This is a genomic window from Brachybacterium sp. P6-10-X1, assembly GCF_001969445.1.
GTDB lineage: Bacteria > Actinomycetota > Actinomycetes > Actinomycetales > Dermabacteraceae > Brachybacterium.
The window spans coordinates 1,991,665-2,008,593 of record NZ_CP017297.1; the positions used below are offsets into that span (position 1 = coordinate 1,991,665).

General features: G+C 70.5%; 15 protein-coding genes and 4 tRNA genes. 9 read left to right on the plus strand and 10 right to left on the minus strand.

The genetic code is table 11. The features are described from left to right. Positions 1–71: 71 nt before the first annotated feature. Entirely contained in the window at positions 72–2,018 is a 1,947-nt protein-coding gene (locus BH708_RS09130; protein ID WP_083713422.1) for a Gfo/Idh/MocA family protein, read from the minus strand. 256 nt (positions 2,019–2,274) lie between these two features. Here BH708_RS09130 and BH708_RS09135 point away from each other — a divergent pair, with 256 nt between their 5' ends. Together BH708_RS09135 and BH708_RS09140 are read left to right on the plus strand one after the other, a co-directional pair. Further along, positions 2,275–2,949, plus strand: coding sequence for a 1-acyl-sn-glycerol-3-phosphate acyltransferase (locus BH708_RS09135; protein ID WP_083713424.1), 675 nt, complete (start codon positions 2,275–2,277; stop codon positions 2,947–2,949). 103 nt (positions 2,950–3,052) lie between these two features. Further along, positions 3,053–3,436 (plus strand): universal stress protein, encoded by a 384-nt coding sequence (locus tag BH708_RS09140; RefSeq protein WP_076808272.1) that lies wholly within the window; start codon positions 3,053–3,055, stop codon positions 3,434–3,436. Positions 3,437–3,871: 435 nt separating this feature from the next. Here the strand turns inward: BH708_RS09140 and BH708_RS09145 are convergent, their stop codons facing one another. The 6 genes from BH708_RS09145 to BH708_RS09170 all read right to left on the minus strand — a co-directional run bounded on the left by BH708_RS09145 (position 3,872) and on the right by BH708_RS09170 (position 10,056). Beyond that, positions 3,872–5,365, minus strand: a complete 1,494-nt coding sequence (locus tag BH708_RS09145; RefSeq protein ID WP_076808274.1) for a catalase — start codon at positions 5,363–5,365, stop codon at positions 3,872–3,874. A 110-nt stretch (positions 5,366–5,475) separates the two neighbouring features. Then, on the minus strand, positions 5,476–5,958 hold the full coding sequence (locus tag BH708_RS09150; protein WP_076808276.1) for a Fur family transcriptional regulator: 483 nt from the start codon (positions 5,956–5,958) through the stop codon (positions 5,476–5,478). 215 nt (positions 5,959–6,173) lie between these two features. Continuing rightward, positions 6,174–6,246: transfer RNA gene (locus BH708_RS09155), tRNA-Thr, on the minus strand. 168 nt (positions 6,247–6,414) lie between these two features. Continuing rightward, positions 6,415–8,049 (minus strand): alpha/beta hydrolase, encoded by a 1,635-nt coding sequence (locus BH708_RS09160; RefSeq protein WP_076808278.1) that lies wholly within the window; start codon positions 8,047–8,049, stop codon positions 6,415–6,417. A gap of 119 nt (positions 8,050–8,168) precedes the next feature. Then, complete coding sequence (locus BH708_RS09165) at positions 8,169–8,903, minus strand: ABC transporter permease (protein WP_076808280.1); 735 nt, start codon at positions 8,901–8,903, stop codon at positions 8,169–8,171. A gap of 121 nt (positions 8,904–9,024) precedes the next feature. Next, positions 9,025–10,056, minus strand: coding sequence for an ABC transporter ATP-binding protein (locus BH708_RS09170; protein WP_083713425.1), 1,032 nt, complete (start codon positions 10,054–10,056; stop codon positions 9,025–9,027). Between the two features lie 199 nt (positions 10,057–10,255). Between BH708_RS09170 and BH708_RS09175 the strand changes: the two genes are divergently transcribed. Both BH708_RS09175 and BH708_RS09180 read left to right on the plus strand, forming a co-directional pair. Beyond that, on the plus strand, positions 10,256–11,395 hold the full coding sequence (locus tag BH708_RS09175) for a sensor histidine kinase (RefSeq protein WP_076808282.1): 1,140 nt from the start codon (positions 10,256–10,258) through the stop codon (positions 11,393–11,395). Further along, complete coding sequence (locus BH708_RS09180; RefSeq protein WP_216639514.1) at positions 11,377–12,063, plus strand: response regulator transcription factor; 687 nt, start codon at positions 11,377–11,379, stop codon at positions 12,061–12,063. The genes BH708_RS09175 and BH708_RS09180 overlap by 19 nt, the downstream gene beginning before the upstream one ends. A gap of 53 nt (positions 12,064–12,116) precedes the next feature. Here BH708_RS09180 and BH708_RS09185 read toward each other — a convergent pair whose 3' ends face one another. After that, positions 12,117–12,482, minus strand: a complete 366-nt coding sequence (locus BH708_RS09185; RefSeq protein ID WP_076808284.1) for a metallopeptidase family protein — start codon at positions 12,480–12,482, stop codon at positions 12,117–12,119. A 120-nt stretch (positions 12,483–12,602) separates the two neighbouring features. Between BH708_RS09185 and BH708_RS09190 the strand changes: the two genes are divergently transcribed. The 4 genes from BH708_RS09190 (at position 12,603) to BH708_RS09205 (ending at position 14,452) form a co-directional block, all read left to right on the plus strand. Then, a tRNA-Glu gene (locus tag BH708_RS09190) sits at positions 12,603–12,675 on the plus strand. 131 nt (positions 12,676–12,806) lie between these two features. Then, a tRNA-Asp gene (locus BH708_RS09195) sits at positions 12,807–12,880 on the plus strand. Positions 12,881–13,062: 182 nt separating this feature from the next. Next, positions 13,063–14,085, plus strand: a complete 1,023-nt coding sequence (locus BH708_RS09200) for an NADP-dependent oxidoreductase (protein ID WP_076808286.1) — start codon at positions 13,063–13,065, stop codon at positions 14,083–14,085. A 294-nt stretch (positions 14,086–14,379) separates the two neighbouring features. Next, positions 14,380–14,452, plus strand: a tRNA-Phe gene (locus BH708_RS09205). 68 nt (positions 14,453–14,520) lie between these two features. Here BH708_RS09205 and BH708_RS09210 read toward each other — a convergent pair. Both BH708_RS09210 and BH708_RS09215 read right to left on the minus strand, forming a co-directional pair. After that, positions 14,521–15,510 (minus strand): site-specific integrase, encoded by a 990-nt coding sequence (locus BH708_RS09210; protein ID WP_076808288.1) that lies wholly within the window; start codon positions 15,508–15,510, stop codon positions 14,521–14,523. Positions 15,511–15,667: 157 nt separating this feature from the next. Further along, positions 15,668–16,345 carry a hypothetical protein gene (locus BH708_RS09215; protein WP_157235836.1) on the minus strand — a complete coding sequence of 226 codons (678 nt, stop codon included), beginning with the start codon at positions 16,343–16,345 and terminating at the stop codon, positions 15,668–15,670. Between the two features lie 201 nt (positions 16,346–16,546). Between BH708_RS09215 and BH708_RS09220 the strand changes: the two genes are divergently transcribed. Next, positions 16,547–16,753: an AlpA family transcriptional regulator gene (locus BH708_RS09220; RefSeq protein WP_076808291.1), complete on the plus strand. Its 207-nt coding sequence runs from the start codon at positions 16,547–16,549 to the stop codon at positions 16,751–16,753. Positions 16,754–16,929: the final 176 nt, after the last annotated feature.

A 16,929-nucleotide genomic window follows, 5' to 3' on the forward strand; every position in this document is an offset into this window, starting at 1 on the left:
CCCGGAGCGCCGGGCTCCGGGGGTCCTGTGCGGCTCGCGCGAGGAGACCGTCCGAGCGGTCTCCTCGACGCTCAGCGGGTCGGGTCCTCCGGTCGCTCGAGGGCGCGCTCGGCAGTCGTCGTGCCATCCTCGCCGTCCGCGCCCGTGTCATTCTCCGCGCCCGTGTCCGTGCCGGCGTCGGCGTCGGCGTCGGCGGGCACCGTGCCGTCGTCGGCGACCGGCGCGTCGTGCGGGTCCGTGGTGCCGTCGTCGGGCGTCGTGGTGTCGGTGCCCGCGGCGTTCGTCGTCCGGACGGTGGGCGGCCAGGTCGACTCGGTCGAGGTCTCCAGGTTCCAGACGTCCACGGGCTCCGCGTCCGCCGGGGCGGCGCGATCCTTCCCCGCGGGAGCAGCGGAGCGATCCGCCTCCGCGGGCGCGGTGGAATCGTCCGCGTCGGGGCCGCTCCCCCTGGTCTCCTCGAGCGCATCGAGCTCCTCCGGTGACGGGAGCCGTTCGGTCATCTGGGCCCCGGCCGGTGCAGGCCGCTCCCCTATGCCGGAGGTCGGAGCGACCTCGACCTGCTCGAGGGTCTCGGCCGCCGGTTCGCGAGCACCGGATGCCTGCTCGGTCCCGACGTCGGGCTGGCCGGCCGAGTCCTCGGGCGCCCGATCGGAGGCCCCTGCCGGCTCCGCGTCCCCCGTCGACATCGCACGGTCCCCCGACTCCGCGCGGGTCGTCACCGACCCCACCGTGGTCATCGCCGGTGCGGCGGGAGTCGTGGCCGGCGCGTCACCTGCCACGGCCGGCGTCCCGTCGACCGCCGCCTCCGCAGGGTCATCGGCGTCCGCGCCTGCCGTGTCGGCGGCCCCGTCCTCCGCGTCGTCGGCTGCCGTCTCCTCCTCAAAATCCTTCTCGATGCTGCGGCCGTCGGCGGCCACGATCGCGGCCAGCACCTCCCGCAGCAGCATGACCTGGGTGCGCGCCTGCTCGGCCCCGGAGATCGGTGGAGTGCCCTTCTCGACGAAGGCGTGGAAGGCCTCCCACATCAGCTCGGCCGAGCCCTTCGTGGCGGTCGTGGCGGTCTCCTGGACCACACCGCTCTTCTTCTCCCTCAGCGCGACCGTCGAACGGCGATCGCCGTGCGAGGGGGCGGGCAGCTCGACCCGCATCCGACGGCGGGCCGAGAGCACCTCGATGCGCTCGGAGTACTCGGGCGCGAAGGGCAGGTAGTGCCAGACCAGCCGCACCTGCGCACCGCCGCCGAGGGAGCCGAGCAGCTCGATCGACCCGGGGATGACGCCCTTGGGCCAGTGCCTCACCGCGACCAGGTCCGTGATCGGCCCGTAGACGGCCTCGAGGACGGCCATCTGGTGGGCGACGCCGGTCAGCAGCCCTTTGACGTAGAGGTCGCGATCGCGCTGGGTGGCCCCGTCGCCGGAGCCGGCCACCACTGCGGCCTGCAGGTCACCGCGGCGCTGGGTGCGGACCTCGGACGGCAGATCGTAGGAGGAGGTGGTCACGTGCGCGCCGCCGAACAGCGGCTGGCTCGCCGGCATCAGCACCTCGTGGTCGACCATCCGCAGATCCTTCAGGGCGATCTGCTCCGCCATCTTCCGCACGGAGTCGTCGTACTGCTGGGGGTAGGCCATCATCAGCAAGGGCCGGCCGGTCATCCGCTCGAAGTCGGCGACCTTCGCGATCTCCTCGGCGGAGTAGCCCAGCGGCGGCTCGCCCAGGACGGGGATTCCCCGCCGCATGAGCTGCAGCAGGTCCTCCGTGTGCAGGCCATCGGTCGACAGCACGGCGGCGTCGACGCTCACCGTCTTCGCCCGCACCGCGGTGATGAGGTCCGCGACCGATTCGTAGCGCTCGCCCTCATCCAGCCCCCACACCTCGGAAGCCTCCCGACGCCGCCGCGGCGAGTGGTCCACGAGCGCGGTCACCGCGAACCGGTCCCAGCGCCGCCGCAGCACCGGCAGGTGCACGGCCTGGGCCATGGTTCCGGCGCCGATCACGGCGATGTTCAGGGTCTTCGGCATCGACAGGCTCCTCGGGCTCAGCAGGGATCGGCAGCCGCCACGGGCGCGCCGCAGCGCCTCGGCCGTCCCCGGCTCCTCGCGTCCGGTCCGGCGCGTGACGCACGCCTGTTCTACCACACCGGCGGTGACCGCCACCTGGCCGCTTCCCCGGTGCGACCTGCGCATCATCGAAGCGCACGACGGGATGCGGCGTCCCGCACGGGCCCGGAGCGGATATATCGTGGCACGCAGTCCAGGACATCTTCAGGAGGACCCCGTGACCCAGCGCTTCTACATGGGTGTTCGCACCGCCGTGCGTCCCTTCGTCTCGCTCATCTGGAACCCTCGGGTCACGGGACTGGAGAACGTGCCGCGCGACGGCGGTTTCATCATCGCCTCGAACCACCTCTCCAACATAGACAGCTTCGTGATCCCGGTGGCCTTCCCGCGCCAGATCCGGTTCGTCGCCAAGAAGAGCCTGTGGACCCAGAAGGGGATCAAGGGCCGGATCCTGAGGTGGTTCTTCACCGCCGTCGACGCCGTCCCCGTGGATCGCGAGGCACTGTCCTCCGGGAAGGGCGCCCTGCAGTCCGCCCAGATCATCCTCCGCGAGGGCGCCGGGTTCGGCATCTACCCCGAGGGCTCCCGGTCCAAGGACGGCAAGCTCCACCCGGGCAAGCAGGGCGCGGCCTGGCTCGCCCTCGAATCCGGGCGCCCGATCATCCCCGTCGGCCTCAAGGGCACCCAGGAGCTGATGAAGCCGAAGCTGCCCGAGCGCGGAGCGGTCACGGTGCGCATCGGCGCGCCGATCGACTTCAGCGACCTCGACCCCGCCGCCTCCAAGGGTGTCAAGCGCCGCCTGATGACCGCACGGATCATGGACGAGATCCAGGCCCTGTCCGGCCAGCAGCGGTCGGACGTCCCCACCTCCTCCTCCCGGTCGGAGTTCTGAGCGCTCTCCCGACCGCGCCGGGACCATCCCGGACCCCGTAGGATCGGGGCAGGCCGCGCATCCCGGGCGCGGCCGACGCCCGGACCGCACCCGAGGAGAGCAGATGGCAGTCGTCGTCGGATTCATCCCCACCGAGGTGGGCTTCAAGGCGCTGGCGGCCGCACGCGAACAGGCAGAACGACGCGGAGGCCCACTCATCGTCGTCAACGTGGTGCGCGAGGGTGTCCAGGAGGACCCCCGCCACGCCGATGATCAGCAGCTCGAGATCGCCCGGGACCAGCTGCGGCAGTCCTCCGTGCGGGTCGCGATGCGCCAGGAGCACACCGAGGAGGACATCGCCGACGTGCTGCTGGACGTGGTCGAGGAGGAGAAGGCGGAGCTGCTGGTGCTCGGCATCCGCCACCAGAACGATCTCGCCCGCCACCTGCTGGGCCTGACCGTGCAGAAGCTGCTGCTCTCCTCCCCCAGCGAGGTCCTCGTCGTCTGACCTCGGCAGCGGCCGACGTCGGCCCATCTCGGATGCGAGGGCGCGCACGAGCAGCCTCTGCTTCGCAGGAGATGCAGGAGAACCCATGACTCGAGCCACGACGATCGATCGCGAGGCCTGACTGGGCTACCGCTGGGCCCGGCACGGTCTGGGCCACGAGATGGCGAACAGCGACCTCGACGACCTGTAGATGCTCGGCATGCAGGGCAATCGCCAGTCCCACGGGGAGCACGCTCTCTCGCAGCGCGTCGAGCACGTGGACGGCACCTCGATCGCCGAGGCGATCACCCCGAACGGCCCGCTGGTGTGCATGTGGTCGGTGCGGTGCCTGACCCCTGAGGGCAACGACGGCGCGGCCCGTCCCCTCGAGGGGACGGGCCGCGCCACCGTGGAAGACCGGGTCCGTGCTCAGCGCCCGGTCACCGGATCACCGGATCAGGCGTCCAGCGGATCGCCGCCCGGCTGGTCGTCGGCCGCACCGGTGCCGATGGCCTTCTCGATGCGCTCACCGATGGTCTGGTCGATGTTCTTCCAGTACTGGATCGCGTTGGACAGCACCGGCTCCTTCACGGTGCTCAGGCCACCGGAGACCGTCTGGACCAGCTGATCGCGCTGCGCGTCGTCGAAGACCTCGCGCACCATGATGCCGGGCTGGACGAAGTCGCCGTCCTCGGCGTGCAGGGAATAGGCGGCGCGGACCATCTCGCCGTCGGCCTCCCAGCCGTTGTCGACCGGGCCCTGCTCCGCGGCGTACTTGCGGCCGTAGGAGTTCGGCGCGTAGACCGGCGCGTCCTCGCTGTGGAAGAACTCCATCGCCCCCTCCTTGTCGTAGGAGTTGGTGGGAACGATCGGACGGTTCACCGGCAGCTGGTTGAAGTTGGTGCCGATGCGGTTGCGCTGCGCATCCGGGTAGGAGAACGAGCGACCCAGCAGCATCTTGTCCGGGGACAGGCCGATGCCGGGCACCGTGTTCGAGGGGCTGAAGGCGGCCTGCTCGATCTGGGCGAAGTGGTTCTTCGGGTTCTGGTTCAGCGTGATGCGGCCGACCTTGATCAGCGGGTAGTCCTTGTGGGACACCGTCTTGGTGAGATCGAAGATGTTGTAGCGGTAGGTCTTCGCCTCCTCGTACGGGATCACCTGCACCGAGAGGGTCCAGCTGGGGAAGTCGCCCTGGGCGATCGACTCGAAGAGGTCGCGGCGGTGGTAGTCGCCGTCGACGCCGGCGAGGCGGTCGGCCTCCTCGTTGGAGAGGAACTCCATGCCCTGGTCGGTGTGGAAGTGGTACTTGACCCAGAACTTCTCGCCGGACTCGTTGATCCACATGTAGGTGTGCGAGCCGTAGCCGTTCATGTGGCGCCAGGACTTGGGCAGACCACGCTGACCCATCACGTAGGTGACCTGGTGGGCGCTCTCGGGCACCGAGGTCCAGAAGTCCCACTGCATCGTGTTGTCGCGCAGACCGGAGTCCGCGGTCCGCTTCTGGGAATGGATGAAGTCGGGGAACTTCATCGGGTCGCGCAGGAAGAAGACCGGGGTGTTGTTGCCGACCAGGTCATAGTTGCCCTGCTGGGTGTAGAACTTCATCGAGAAGCCGCGCACATCGCGCCAGGTGTCGGGCGAGCCGAGCTCACCGGCGACGGTCGAGAAGCGCTGCACCATCGGGGTCTTCCGACCCGGCTGGAACAGGTCCGCCTTGGTGTACATCGAGACGTCCTCGGTCACCTCGAGCTCACCGAAGGCGCCGGAGCCCTTCGCGTGCGGGCTGCGCTCCGGGACGCGCTCGCGATCGAAGCGGGCGAGCTTCTCGACCAGGTTGACGTCGTGGAGCAGCAGGGGGCCGTCGGCGCCGATGCTCAGCGAGTGAGCATCGGACTCGCGGGGAGCGCCGGATTCCGTGGTGCTCGGGATCGTCGGGTCGAAGTCGGTCATGTGCATCTCCTGAGGTCGTGCGGTTTCTGACAAGTTGTCACGTAATGTTCGGATAGTGGTGGGAGGGATCAGGAAACCCTGAGTGGAGGCCCTGCGGGCAGGGCCGAGGCTCAGGGGGTCTCGGGGGTGCGGGGCACGGGGTCGGCCGACGGGGCCGTCGCGGCGGTGAGAGTCTTCGTCACCCGGCACTCGGAGCACACGCCTCGGTAGACGACGTCGGCGATCTCGATCTCGAAGCCGTGGTCGTCGTGCGGGAGCAGGCAGGGAGCCTCGCCGATCGCGCAGGGGACGTCCTCCAGGCGGCCGCATTCGCGGCACACCAGGTGGTGGTGGTTGTCGTGCCGATGCAGCTCGTACTGCATGCTGCGGCCGCCGACGGAGACCCGGCGCAGCAGCTGGGCGTCGGAGAGCGCGTTGAGCACGTCGTAGACGGCCTGACGGGACACGGTGCCCAGGCGCTCGCGCACCTGCCGGGCGATCGTCTCGGCGTCGGCGTGGGGATGTGCGGCGACCGCGTCCAGCGTCGCGAGCCGCGGAGCGGTCACGCGCAGTCCGGCACCTCGCAGAGCGGAGGTGTGATCGGTGCTCGACATGACGCCATCGTAGCGGCTTTTCTGGACTCGTTCAAGAAACGGTGGTGTTCCAGATCGAGGCGATGGGGTCCGGGTCGCGACGCGAGGCGGCGCACGATGCGCGACACTCCAGGGCGTGGCGGCACCGCCCGCTCCGCTCACGCCGCCGCTCCCGACGAGAAAGACCCCTCCGCCCGGGCACATCCTGCCGGGCGAAGGGGTCTTCTGCACGCTCGAGCCGCCTGCCGGAATCGAACCGGCGACCTATTCATTACGAGTGAATCGCTCTACCGACTGAGCTAAGGCGGCGTTCCCGCCGGTCACGCGGCGGACCGCATCACTGTACGGGACACGAGGCGGCGGGCGCAAAACGATCCGGGGCGATCCCCGTCACGCCGGGTCCGCCGCCGGGACCCCGTCGGCCGCTGCCCGTCGCCCGGAGCCCCCCGAATGCGGCGTCGCGTCCTCGCGGCCCGCTCAACAGGTGAAGCCGTCCGCGGGCACCGTGTCCTCCAGGAGGTAGGCGTCGACCTGCTCCTCGATGCAGCCGCCGGAGCGCCCGTAGGCGGTGTGGCCGTTGCCCTCGAAGGTCAGGTGCACGCCGCTGGAGAGCTGATCGGCCAAGGAGACGGACCATTCGTACGGCGTGGCCGGGTCACCGGTCGTGCCGATCACCACGATGGGATCCGCACCCTCGGCGGAGATCGGGGCGGGCTCGCGCAGCGGCGGGACCGGCCACTGGGCACAGCCGTCCCCGCCCATCACCGGGCCGAAGGTCGGGAACTGCTCGGCCAGGCGCTCAGCCTCCTGCTCCTGCCACTGCTCGTCAGCGATGCCGGGATGGTCCAGGCAGTTGATGGCGGTGATCGCGTAGGTGGCGTTCGTGCGGTAGGACCCGTCGTCCTGCCGGCCGGCGGACTGGTCGGCGAGGCTCAGCAGCTCCTTGCCGTCCCCGTTCATGGCCTCGGAGAGGGCTTGGCGTCCGTTGGGCCACAGCGCGTCGTTGTACATCAGCATCAGCACGGCCGACCGGGCGAGCGCCCCGGTCAGCGGGCGGTCCGGGTCGCCACTGTCCAGGGGGTTCTCGTCGACGGCGGCGAAGAAGGCCCGCAGCTGCTGCTTCCCCTCCTCGACATCGCCCTTGAGCGGGCAGGAATCCGCGTTCTCGAGGCAGTCCTCGACGAACGCGCTGGTGGCCTGCTCGAAGCCTTCGGCCTGCCCGGCCGTGAGCTCGTCCATGGTGATCGTGGGGTCGATCGCCCCGTCGAACACGAAATGCCCCACCCGATCGGCGTACAGATCCGCGTAGGTCGACCCGAGATAGGTGCCGTAGGAGTACCCGAAGTAGTCGAGCTTCTCGGAGTCCAGCGCGGCGCGGAGCACGTCCATGTCCCGCGCGGTGGAGTAGGTGTCGAGGTAGGGCAGCACGTCGCCGGAGTTCGCCTCGCAGGCCTCGGCGATCTTCGTGCCCCATTTCTGGGACATCTCCTCGGCCTCGGCGGTGCCCGGTTCCGCGGTCTCGGCGCGGTACCGGTCGGTCTCCTCGTCGCTGAGGCACTCGATCCCGGCGGAGCGGGACACGCCGCGCGGGTCGAAGCCGACCATGTCGTAGGCCCCGCGCACCTCCGGGGAGAACAGGTACGGGACGGACTCCAGGAAGTCCACGCCGGAGCCGCCGGGGCCTCCGGGGTTGACCACGAGGGAGCCGGCGTCCTGCTCGCTGCCGGGCAGACGGCCGACGGCGATCTCGATGTCACCCTGGGAGGGGTCGTCCCAGGCCAGCGGGACGGTCAGGGTGCCGCATTCGGCGTCCTCGGCCGCGAGGTCCTCGCACGGACCCCACTCGATGTCCTGCTCGTAGTACTCGGCGTACGCCGGATCCGAGGCGGGGTCCGAGGGCAGGTCCTGGGCCGCGGAGGTGCCGAGGTCGTCGAGCGGGAGATCCGCCTCCTCGGCCGGGGCGTGCCGGCCGGACTCTTTCTCCTCGTCAGCGGGCGAGGAGGCGTCCTGCCCGCCACCGAGCTCGGTGCATCCACTCATCAGCAGCACCGTCGCGGCCGCTGCCGCGATCAGTCGGGTCAGCGGCCGGCGCGACAGGGCGGCAAGAGTCATGCGGGAGGTCCTTGTCCTGGGAAGCGGGAGCGGGGAGGTCGGGCGAGGAGTCTGCGGCCACCGTGCGGGCGGACGACCGCGGCCATCCTAGGCCTCCCGCTGCTCCGAGGCGGCGAGGCTCATCCGACCTCGCGGTGGTTCCAGCGCCAGGCCCCGTAGGCGGCCGGGAGGATCACCAGCAGCACGAGCGGGATCAGCTCGAAGGCCCCGGCCTGCCCGTCGGCGAGCGCCACGGCGGCCGCTTGCAGGTCCAGGGCGCGGACCACGTCGGTGACCGTCTCGGACCCGGTCAGCATCGCGACGCTGCCCGCCGTGGCGACGACGAAGGGGAAGCCGATCGCTGCGAGCAGACCCAGCACGGTGGACTGCAGGGCGAGGCCCATGGCGAGGGAGAACAGCAGCACCGCGGCGAGCGAGGCGAGCTGGGTGGTGAACACGCCCTCGAGGGAGTCGAAGCGGGCGCCGTCGCCGATCAGGTCCCCGCCGATCCACGTGGTCAGGGCGGCCAGCGCGATCGACAGCAGCACGATCACGGCGATCACCACGATGGTGGCCACGGCCTTCGAGGCCAGCACGCCTCCGCGACCGGGGCGCTGGAGGAAGGTGTTCTGGATCGAGCCGTCGGACCACTCCCCCGCGATCATCATCACCGTGATGATCGGGATGATCAGAGACAGCGGCAGGGACAGGACGATGACGGAGATCTCCACGTCGGAGGTGCCTCCGGGGACGATCGCGGGCTGGACGAGTCCGCCGAGGGCGGCGAAGGCCACGATCAGCAGCAGGGAGATGGCCATCAGGATGGCGGCGCCGCGGGTGTCGAGATGGGCGCGGATGTCGAGTGCGGGTCTCATGGGTCTCTCCTCGAAGAGGGATACGAAGGGGTGGAGGGCGCGGACGGGGTCATCGCCGGGCCGGGATCCGGACGGGGTCGGAGCCGAGCCGGAATCCGGACGGGGTCGGAGCAGGGCGGGGTCAGAGCAGGGCGGCGGTGGCCGCGGCGGTGGTGTTCGCCGTGGGATCGTCGGCGGGCTGTCCCGCATCCGGTTCGGTCTGCCCGGTGAGGGCGAAGAAGACCTCCTCGAGGCCGCCGTGGTCGGTGGCGCCCAGCGAGGTGAGCACGATCTGCTCACGCAGGGCGAGGCGTCCGACGTCCTCGGGGGCGAGGCTCACTTCGAGCTCGTCGCCGGAGCGGTGCTCGTAGGCGATGCCGTGGGCGTCCAGCGCGGCGCGAAGGGCCTTCGGGTCCAGCGCTCCCACGCGGGTGCCGCCCTCGCTGGTCAGCTCATCGAGGGTGCCTTCGCGGACCAGACGCCCGCCGGCGATCACCACCAGCCGATCGACGGTGGCCTGGACCTCGCGCAGCTGGTGGCTGGACAGCAGCACGGTGCCGCCGGCGTCGGCGAAGGAGCGCAGCAGGCGGCGCATCCAGCGGATCCCCTCCGGGTCCAGACCGTTGGCGGGTTCGTCGAGCACCAGCACGGCGGGGTCCCCGATGAGGGCGACGCCGATGCCGAGCCGCTGGCGCATGCCGTAGGAGTAGCCGCCCACGCGCTTGGCGCCGGCGTGGGCCAGTCCCACCGTCTCCAACACCTCGTCGGCCCGCGTGGCAGGCATGCCGATCGTGCGGGCGGTCAGGCGCAGGGTCTCCAGCCCGGTGCGGCCGCGGTGGAGGCCGCCGGCGTCGAGCATCACGCCGATGGTGCGGGCGGGATGGTCGAGGCTGCGGTACTCGGCACCGCCGACGAGGGCCTGGCCGGCATCGGCGTCGGCGAGGCCGGTGAGGATGCGCAGGGTGGTGGACTTGCCGGCGCCGTTGGGGCCCAGGAAGCCGGTGACGCTACCGGGGTGGCAGACGAAGTCCAGGTCATCGACCGCGGCGCGGCCGCCGTAGCGCTTGGTCACGCCGCGGATCTCGAGGGCGGCGGCACCGGGGACGGTGGTGGCGGGGGCGCCGGCGGGGGCTGCTGGGCCGCGGCCGGTCGGGGCGGAGGTCTGTTCGCTCATGCCTCGAGGTTCCCCCGTCGGCCGTGCCGGCGGACAGCGACCACGGGTCAGGAGCCGGGCGACGAACGTCGGCCGACGGGGGCCCGGTGCCGTCCGGGCCCCCGACCTCCGTCGGGGGCGAGAACGACCTGCGGCTCGATCACGGCGCCCCCGACGGTCGCGGAGTCAGGTGCGCGGCCGCCGCCGATACAGTGACCGGGTGGATGAACTGGGAGCGCCGGTGCGGCGGATCTGGCAGGAGGTGCTGCTCCTCGCCGTCGTGCTGGCCGAGGTGGTGTTAGGGGTCGTCCTGAGCTCCACCGCCCAGGACGTGTGGCGGGCGGCCGCCACCGTCGTGCTCGGTCTCGCACTGCTGGCGCGGCACCGGCACTGGCCGTGGCTGCTGCCGCTGATCCTGATAGCGAACGCCGGGACATGGTCGCTGGCGATCCTGATCATCGGCACCTACACCTATGCCACGCGCAGCCACCACCGGCTGCGCACGCTGCTGGTCTCGCTGCTCGCCGCCGCCAGCGGAGTGGTGCCCTCGCTGGTGGCGGGGACCGCGAGCGCCACCGGCTCCGTCGGGATCATGGGGATCGTGGTCACGGTGCTTGTCGTCGCCGCCTCGGCCGCCACCGGTATGTACACCTCGACACGGCGGATGCTGCTGGCGCAGCTGCAGAAGCGCGCCGAACAGGCCGAGTCGGGTCAGGCCGCCGCGGAGGAGCAGGCGCGCCGCGCCGAGCGCACCCGCATCGCCCGCGAGATGCACGACATCGTCGCCCACAAGATCTCCCTGGTGGCCCTGCAGGCCGGCGCGCTCGAGGTCAACCCCACCCTCGAGCGTGAGCAGGTCCAGCAGTCCGCGGGGCTGATCCGGCAGACGGCCACCACTGCTCTCTCGGAGCTGCGGGAGGTGCTGGGGGTGCTGCGCAGCGACGGCGAGGAGGCCCCGCTCGCCCCGCAGCCCACCTGGGAGGACGTGCGGCGCCTGGTGGCCACCTCGAAGGATGCCGGCATCGCGGTGGACCTGTTCGACTTCATCGACGACCCGGTGCCGGACCAGCTCGCCCGCACCGCCTTCCGCGTGGTGCAGGAGGGGCTGACGAACATCCACAAGCATGCCCTGCACACCCGGGCACGGGTGGCGCTGATCGGTGAGCCGGGCACGGAACTGGTGATCGAGGTCAGTAATGTACTGCCCAAGGGGTTCACGACGGACCTGCCCGGGGCCCGGATGGGCCTGTCGGGGATCGAGACCCGCGTGTCGCACGCGGGCGGCACGATCACGTCGGGCCCCACCGATGATGGACGCTTCGAAGTGAGGGCGGTGATCCCGTGGCCGATGACGACGTGACGCGCGTGGGACTGATCGACGACGACTCCCTGGTGCGCGCCGGTCTGGCGATGATCCTGGGGGCCGATCCGGCCCTTGAGGTGGTCTGCCAGGGCAGCGACGGCTCCGAGGCGGTGACCCTGGTGCAGAAGCACCGCCCCGACGTGCTGCTGATGGACGTGCGCATGCCCGGACTCGACGGCATCGCGGCGACGAAGGCGGTCTCGGCGCTGCCCAACCCGCCCAAGATCGTCATGCTCACCACCTTCGACATGGACGAGTACGTGTTCCAGGCGCTCGAGGCGGGGGCCAGCGGATTCCTGCTCAAGGACACCCCGCCCCAGGAGCTGGCACGCGCCGTGCACGTGGTCGCCGGCGGTGAGGCCATGCTCTCGCCGACGGTGACGCGGCGGATGCTCTCGCACTTCTCCGAGGCGAACCCCGGCACCCGCCAGGACCGCCACCCCGGTCTCGATCAGCTCACCGACCGGGAGACCGAGGTGCTCGGCGCCGTCGGCGCGGGGCTGTCGAACGCGCAGATCGGGATGCGGCTGTTCATGAGCGAGGCGACGGTCAAGGCCCACGTCTCGAAGATCTTCGCGAAGCTCGACTGCACCAACCGCGTGCAGATCGCGATCATCGCCCATGAGGCCGGGCTCAGCGACCTCGACGCCGACGCCGCGGAGTGAGCTGTGCGGCCGGCGCGGGAGCCGCGATCGGCCCCGACGCCGCGACGTGAGGCTCAGCCCCAGCCGAGCTCGTGCAGGCGGGCGTCGCTGATGCCGAACAGGTGCCCCAGTTCATGCAGGACGGTCACCGCGATCTGCTCGACCAGGTGGTCGCGGGAGCGCGCCACGCGCTGCAGCGGGCCGCGGAAGACGAAGATCCGGTCGGGCTGGGCGAAACCGTCGAACACGGAGCGCTTGTCCAGCGGGACCCCCTCGTACAGACCCAGCAGCTCGGTGCCGCCGGACTGCGCGCGGTCGGGCTCCTCCTCGACCAGGATCGCCACGTTCGCCTCGGCGATGGTCCGCGCGATCTCCTCCGGCAGCGAGTCCAGGGCGTCGTCGACCGCCTCGTCGAAGTCCTCACGGCTGATCCGGATCATGGGTCCATCGAACCATGGCGTTCCCGGCGTGGCCGTGTCGGATACGCCGCATCCGCGGTCCTGGCCTCGGCGCGACGCCGCCAGGATGGGTATGCTCTTCCCGGGCAGTTCTCTGCTCGGGCCCCCATCGTCTAGAGGCCCAGGACACCGGCCTTTCACGCCGGCGACACGGGTTCGAATCCCGTTGGGGGTACTCCGACCGCTCGGCGGACGGAGCGGAGGAGACCGGAGTGCGAGGCGGCTCACAGCCCATGTGGTTCGAAGCCCCGAGAACGTCCGGTAGAGTTGTCCAGGTCGAAGCGCGCGAGCGCCGAGAAAACGTAAGGCCCTGTAGCTCAGTTGGTTAGAGCGCCGCCCTGTCACGGCGGAGGTCGCCGGTTCAAGTCCGGTCAGGGTCGCCGCAGATGAAGGCCCCGGAACCTGTTCCGGGGCCTTCGTCGTGTCCGGGGGCCGCGGGCCGCACGGCGGTGGACCCCGTCGGCGTCGCAGACCCCCGTCGGCCCAGGGCCCGCCCCGTCGTGGCTCATCGCACGCGGGGCGGGGCCACATCGCACCGGAGGCACGGGCATACGCTCGAGGAATGAGCACCCCCACGCTGAACCACCGCATCCGCCTCGCCGCGAGGCCGCACGGCGAACCCGGCCGCGACGACTTCCAGCACGACGCCGTCGAGATCCGCTCCCCCGGACCCGGCGACGTCCTGCTGCGCACCCGCTACGTCTCCCTGGACCCCTACGTGCGCGGGCGCATGAGCGATGCGAAGTCCTACGCCGCCCCCATGGAGATCGGGGACGTGATCGTCGGCGGCACCGTCTCCGAGGTGGTCGAGTCCGCGGACGACGCCTTCTCCCCGGGCGACGTCGTCCTGTCCTACGGCGGCTGGCAGGAGTACAGCGTCGAACCGGCCGCAAGCCTGCGCCGCCTGGACCCCGCGGCCGCACCGATCACCACCGCCCTGGGCGTGCTGGGCATGCCCGGCTTCACCGCCTACGCGGGCCTGCTGGGGATCGGCAGGCCGCAGCCCGGCGAGACCGTCGCCGTGGCCGCGGCGACCGGCCCCGTGGGTTCCGCCGTCGCCCAGATCGCCCGCATCCACGGGGCGCGCGCGATCGGCATCGCCGGCGGGGAGCAGAAGATCGCCCGACTGCGGGAGCTCGGCGTCGACGCGGCCCTGGATCACCGCGCCCCGGACCTGCCCGGCCGGCTCGCCGAGGCCGCGCCCGACGGGATCGACGTGTACTTCGAGAACGTCGGCGGACCGGTGTGGGACGCCGTGCTGCCGCAGCTGAACGAGTTCGCCCGGGTGCCGGTGTGCGGCCTGGCCGCGACCTACAACGCGACCGACCTCCCCGAGGGGCCGGACCGTTCCGGGCTGCTGATGGGCGCCGTGCTGACCAAGAGCCTCACCCTGCGCGGCTTCATCCAGCGCGAGTTCGTCGAGGCGATGTTCGAGGACTTCCTGCGCGACATGACCGGGTGGGTGGCCGACGGCCGCGTCCGGTACACCGAGGACATCACCGAGGGTCTGGACAGCGCCCCGGAGGCCTTCGGGGGACTGCTGCGCGGGGAGAACTTCGGCAAGGCCATCGTCCAGGTCTCCTGACCGGGCCGCGTCGGGCGCGTCGGCCGCGTCAGGCGCGACCGGCGCGACCGGCGGGCCCCGCGGATCTCGCGGACCTCGCGGGCCTCACGGACCTCTCCCGGCGCAGCCACCCAGAGCGCCCGGGGCGCGCTCGCGACACCGCACCCGCGGAACCCGGCGGACGGGGCTCCGGCGGCGGCCCACTCCGACGGGGTCCGTCGGCCGTGCCCGTGGCATGCCTCTCACTGCGCAGAGCCGGTTGGGTGCAGCGCTCGGACCCTGTTAACCTGGGCTTCGGCCGCTCTCGGCGGTCACGGCTCTGTAGCTCAGTTGGTAGAGCGTTCGACTGAAAATCGAAAGGTCACCGGATCGACGCCGGTCGGAGCCACGAAACCCCCCGGAAACCGGGGGTTTTCTGTTTCTAAGAGTCAGAGGCCCCGCACAAACCCCGCACTTTCAGATCAAGTCGGACAGCTGTTCCTGCATGACCGAGCCTGCCCGCGTGTCCCCCTTGAGGGTGTTCATGTAGACGTCCTGGGTCATCGACGGGTTTGCGTGGCCCAGGTAGGCGGCGATCTCCGCCGCGCTCATGTCGGCTCGATCCAGCATCGTCGCGGCAGTCTTGCGGAACGTGTGCGTCGACAGCTTTGGGAACCCGATCGACTCGCGGATGTCGCGCAGCTCGCGCTGCGTGTTCGACGGGTCGCGCAGGCGCATGAGCACGGTCGGGAACAGTAGGGTTGTGTCGTCCTTCAACCTCTTGTGGCGACGACGCAAGAGGTCCATTGTCGGCCGAGGAAGCGGGGTGACGCGCCAGGCCGACTCGGTCTTCGGCACCAACTGCCGGACGATCCCCCGACCCGTCACGCGAACGTTTGTCGCTTCGACCTCGGCAGTCTCGGCGTCAAAGTCGATGGAGCCGATGTCGAGCGCACAGACCTCCCCGACGCGCCAACCGGAGGCCAACATGAACTCGAATAACTCGACGGTGTCCTGCTCGATCAGCGATGGCGCGGCGCGCAGCTTCTTCAGGAGATCCGGCAGATCTTGCGGCTCGATCGCCGAGGAGCCCCTCTTGCCCTTCGCCTGACTGATCCGCGCAATGTCACGGACCGGATTGCGCGGGGCCGCACCGTTGCTCACGGCCAGCGCCATCATCCCGCTCAGCGTCGACCGGCAGTTCTTCGCCGCCCCTGGACCTGACTCCTTGTGGACGGTGTTGAGGAACTTCTGCAGACGGTCCGGCTTGGCCTCGACGACGGTGAGGTCACCCAGGCGCGGGGTGATGTGCGCGGTCACGGCGTAGCCGTAGGTCTCGATGGTGCCATCGGACCGCTCGAGGTCGCGCTTGTGAGCGAGGAACCGCTGACCGAGTTGCCGCAGCGTCGTCGAGGGCGTCAATTCACCTCCCTGGCTGTCCTCGATGGTCAGCAGCGCCTTCTTCAACGCCGCCTCGGCCTTCGTCCGACTCGTGCCGGAGCGCTCGACCTGACGGGATTTGCCGTCGGCGAATCGATATCGTGTACGCGCCCGCCAACTCCCCCGGACGTCTCAACGAGATGGACCCTGCCGTAGGTGCCGATCTCGAGCCTCGGCCGGCCCATCAGATTCCCGCCTCGATCGCTTCACGCAGCTCGGCGACGAGTACGCGGGTCACTCGCCCCCGCGCCTGCGGCGTACTGCGCTCTCCTGCCCGTTCGGCGGCCTCCGCCTCGAGACCCTGCTCCCAGAGAGCGCGCGCGAGGTACTGCAGCTCCTCCGGAGCGATCTCGAGCTTCCTCGCCGCACGTGCCTCGGCGAGGCTCGGCGGAAGCGACGTCGCTTCGCCGCCATCGGGCTCCGGCGGCTGCTGGCTCTGCTCTACCAGCTCGTCGAGCGCGTCGGACATCTCCTCGTCCGTCAGCGGCGCTCCGCCGCGGCCGTGGACTGCGGACTCGATCGCCAGGTCGACGCGCGAGAGCCGTTCTGCGCTCAAGCCATCGGCGGGGTCGCCGGGCCGGCCGAACGGTTCGCCGCCTTGGATGCGGGCGTCCAGCAAAAGCGCGCGGTCCTCGCCGGCGACCTCGACCGGCTCACCACGCAGGGCACGCTCGACCACGGCCCGAGGGATCGGCCTGCCCTGGTCTCCGACAGCCGGCTTCTCGAATGCCTCGGCGGGCCCGAGGAGATCGACGAGCGTGAGCGGCCTACCCCTCAGCTCCCCGAGAACGAGCGCCAGCGTGAGTAGCGAGGGCAGCGTCGGCGCTGCGCGCCCCTCCTCGATGGCCTGGATGCTCGACACGCTCCACGTCGCTCCGTACCGACGGCCGCTCAACGCGATGGACTCGAGCGTGAGCCCGTGCTGACGCCGAAACGTTCGGACGGCGGCACCGACGGACTGCGCGATTGATGAAAACTCCATACATAACAGCCTACCAGTTATATGTAACCTGTGATAGCGTGGCGCACACGTTACAAGATTCTGAAAGAAGGAGGACGGGTGATGAACGAGAACTCACGAGGCGCACTGCTCGACGTGAAGGAGCTGTCCGCGCTCACTGGTATGTCTGTGTCGACGATCTACCGCAAGCGTTCCCTCGGCGAGCCTCTGCCGCGGGCACTGAAGATCGGCACTGCTGTCCGCTGGAGGCGGGCGGACGTCGACGCCTGGCTCGAGGCACAGCTCGAGCCCGCGGGCGCGAGCAATTGAAGGGGCTCAGGGTGCCGGGAGGAAACAGCACCACGGCCCGCGATGGGAAGTGACGGGACGAAGAGCCACTTCCATCTGGAAGTCCGAGCAGGCGTTAAGAAGCAACATCTCTTTCCGGACGGCAAGCCAAGACCTTGTCCCCTTATGGGAGTGACGCCGGGTCGCGCCCAACTATA

Excerpts from the sequence above, each read along its gene's own strand:
- BH708_RS09130 (WP_083713422.1), bottom strand. The coding sequence starts at position 2,018 with ATGCCGAAGACCCTGAACATCGCCGTGATCGGCGCCGGAACCATGGCC.
- BH708_RS09165 (WP_076808280.1), bottom strand. The coding sequence starts at position 8,903 with ATGAGACCCGCACTCGACATCCGCGCCCATCTCGACACCCGCGGCGCC.
- BH708_RS09160 (WP_076808278.1), bottom strand. The coding sequence starts at position 8,049 with ATGACTCTTGCCGCCCTGTCGCGCCGGCCGCTGACCCGACTGATCGCG.
- BH708_RS09140 (WP_076808272.1), top strand. The coding sequence starts at position 3,053 with ATGGCAGTCGTCGTCGGATTCATCCCCACCGAGGTGGGCTTCAAGGCG.
- BH708_RS09200 (WP_076808286.1), top strand. The coding sequence starts at position 13,063 with ATGAGCACCCCCACGCTGAACCACCGCATCCGCCTCGCCGCGAGGCCG.
- BH708_RS09185 (WP_076808284.1), bottom strand. The coding sequence starts at position 12,482 with ATGATCCGGATCAGCCGTGAGGACTTCGACGAGGCGGTCGACGACGCC.
- BH708_RS09145 (WP_076808274.1), bottom strand. The coding sequence starts at position 5,365 with ATGACCGACTTCGACCCGACGATCCCGAGCACCACGGAATCCGGCGCT.
- BH708_RS09150 (WP_076808276.1), bottom strand. The coding sequence starts at position 5,958 with ATGTCGAGCACCGATCACACCTCCGCTCTGCGAGGTGCCGGACTGCGC.
- BH708_RS09170 (WP_083713425.1), bottom strand. The coding sequence starts at position 10,056 with ATGAGCGAACAGACCTCCGCCCCGACCGGCCGCGGCCCAGCAGCCCCC.
- BH708_RS09220 (WP_076808291.1), top strand. The coding sequence starts at position 16,547 with ATGAACGAGAACTCACGAGGCGCACTGCTCGACGTGAAGGAGCTGTCC.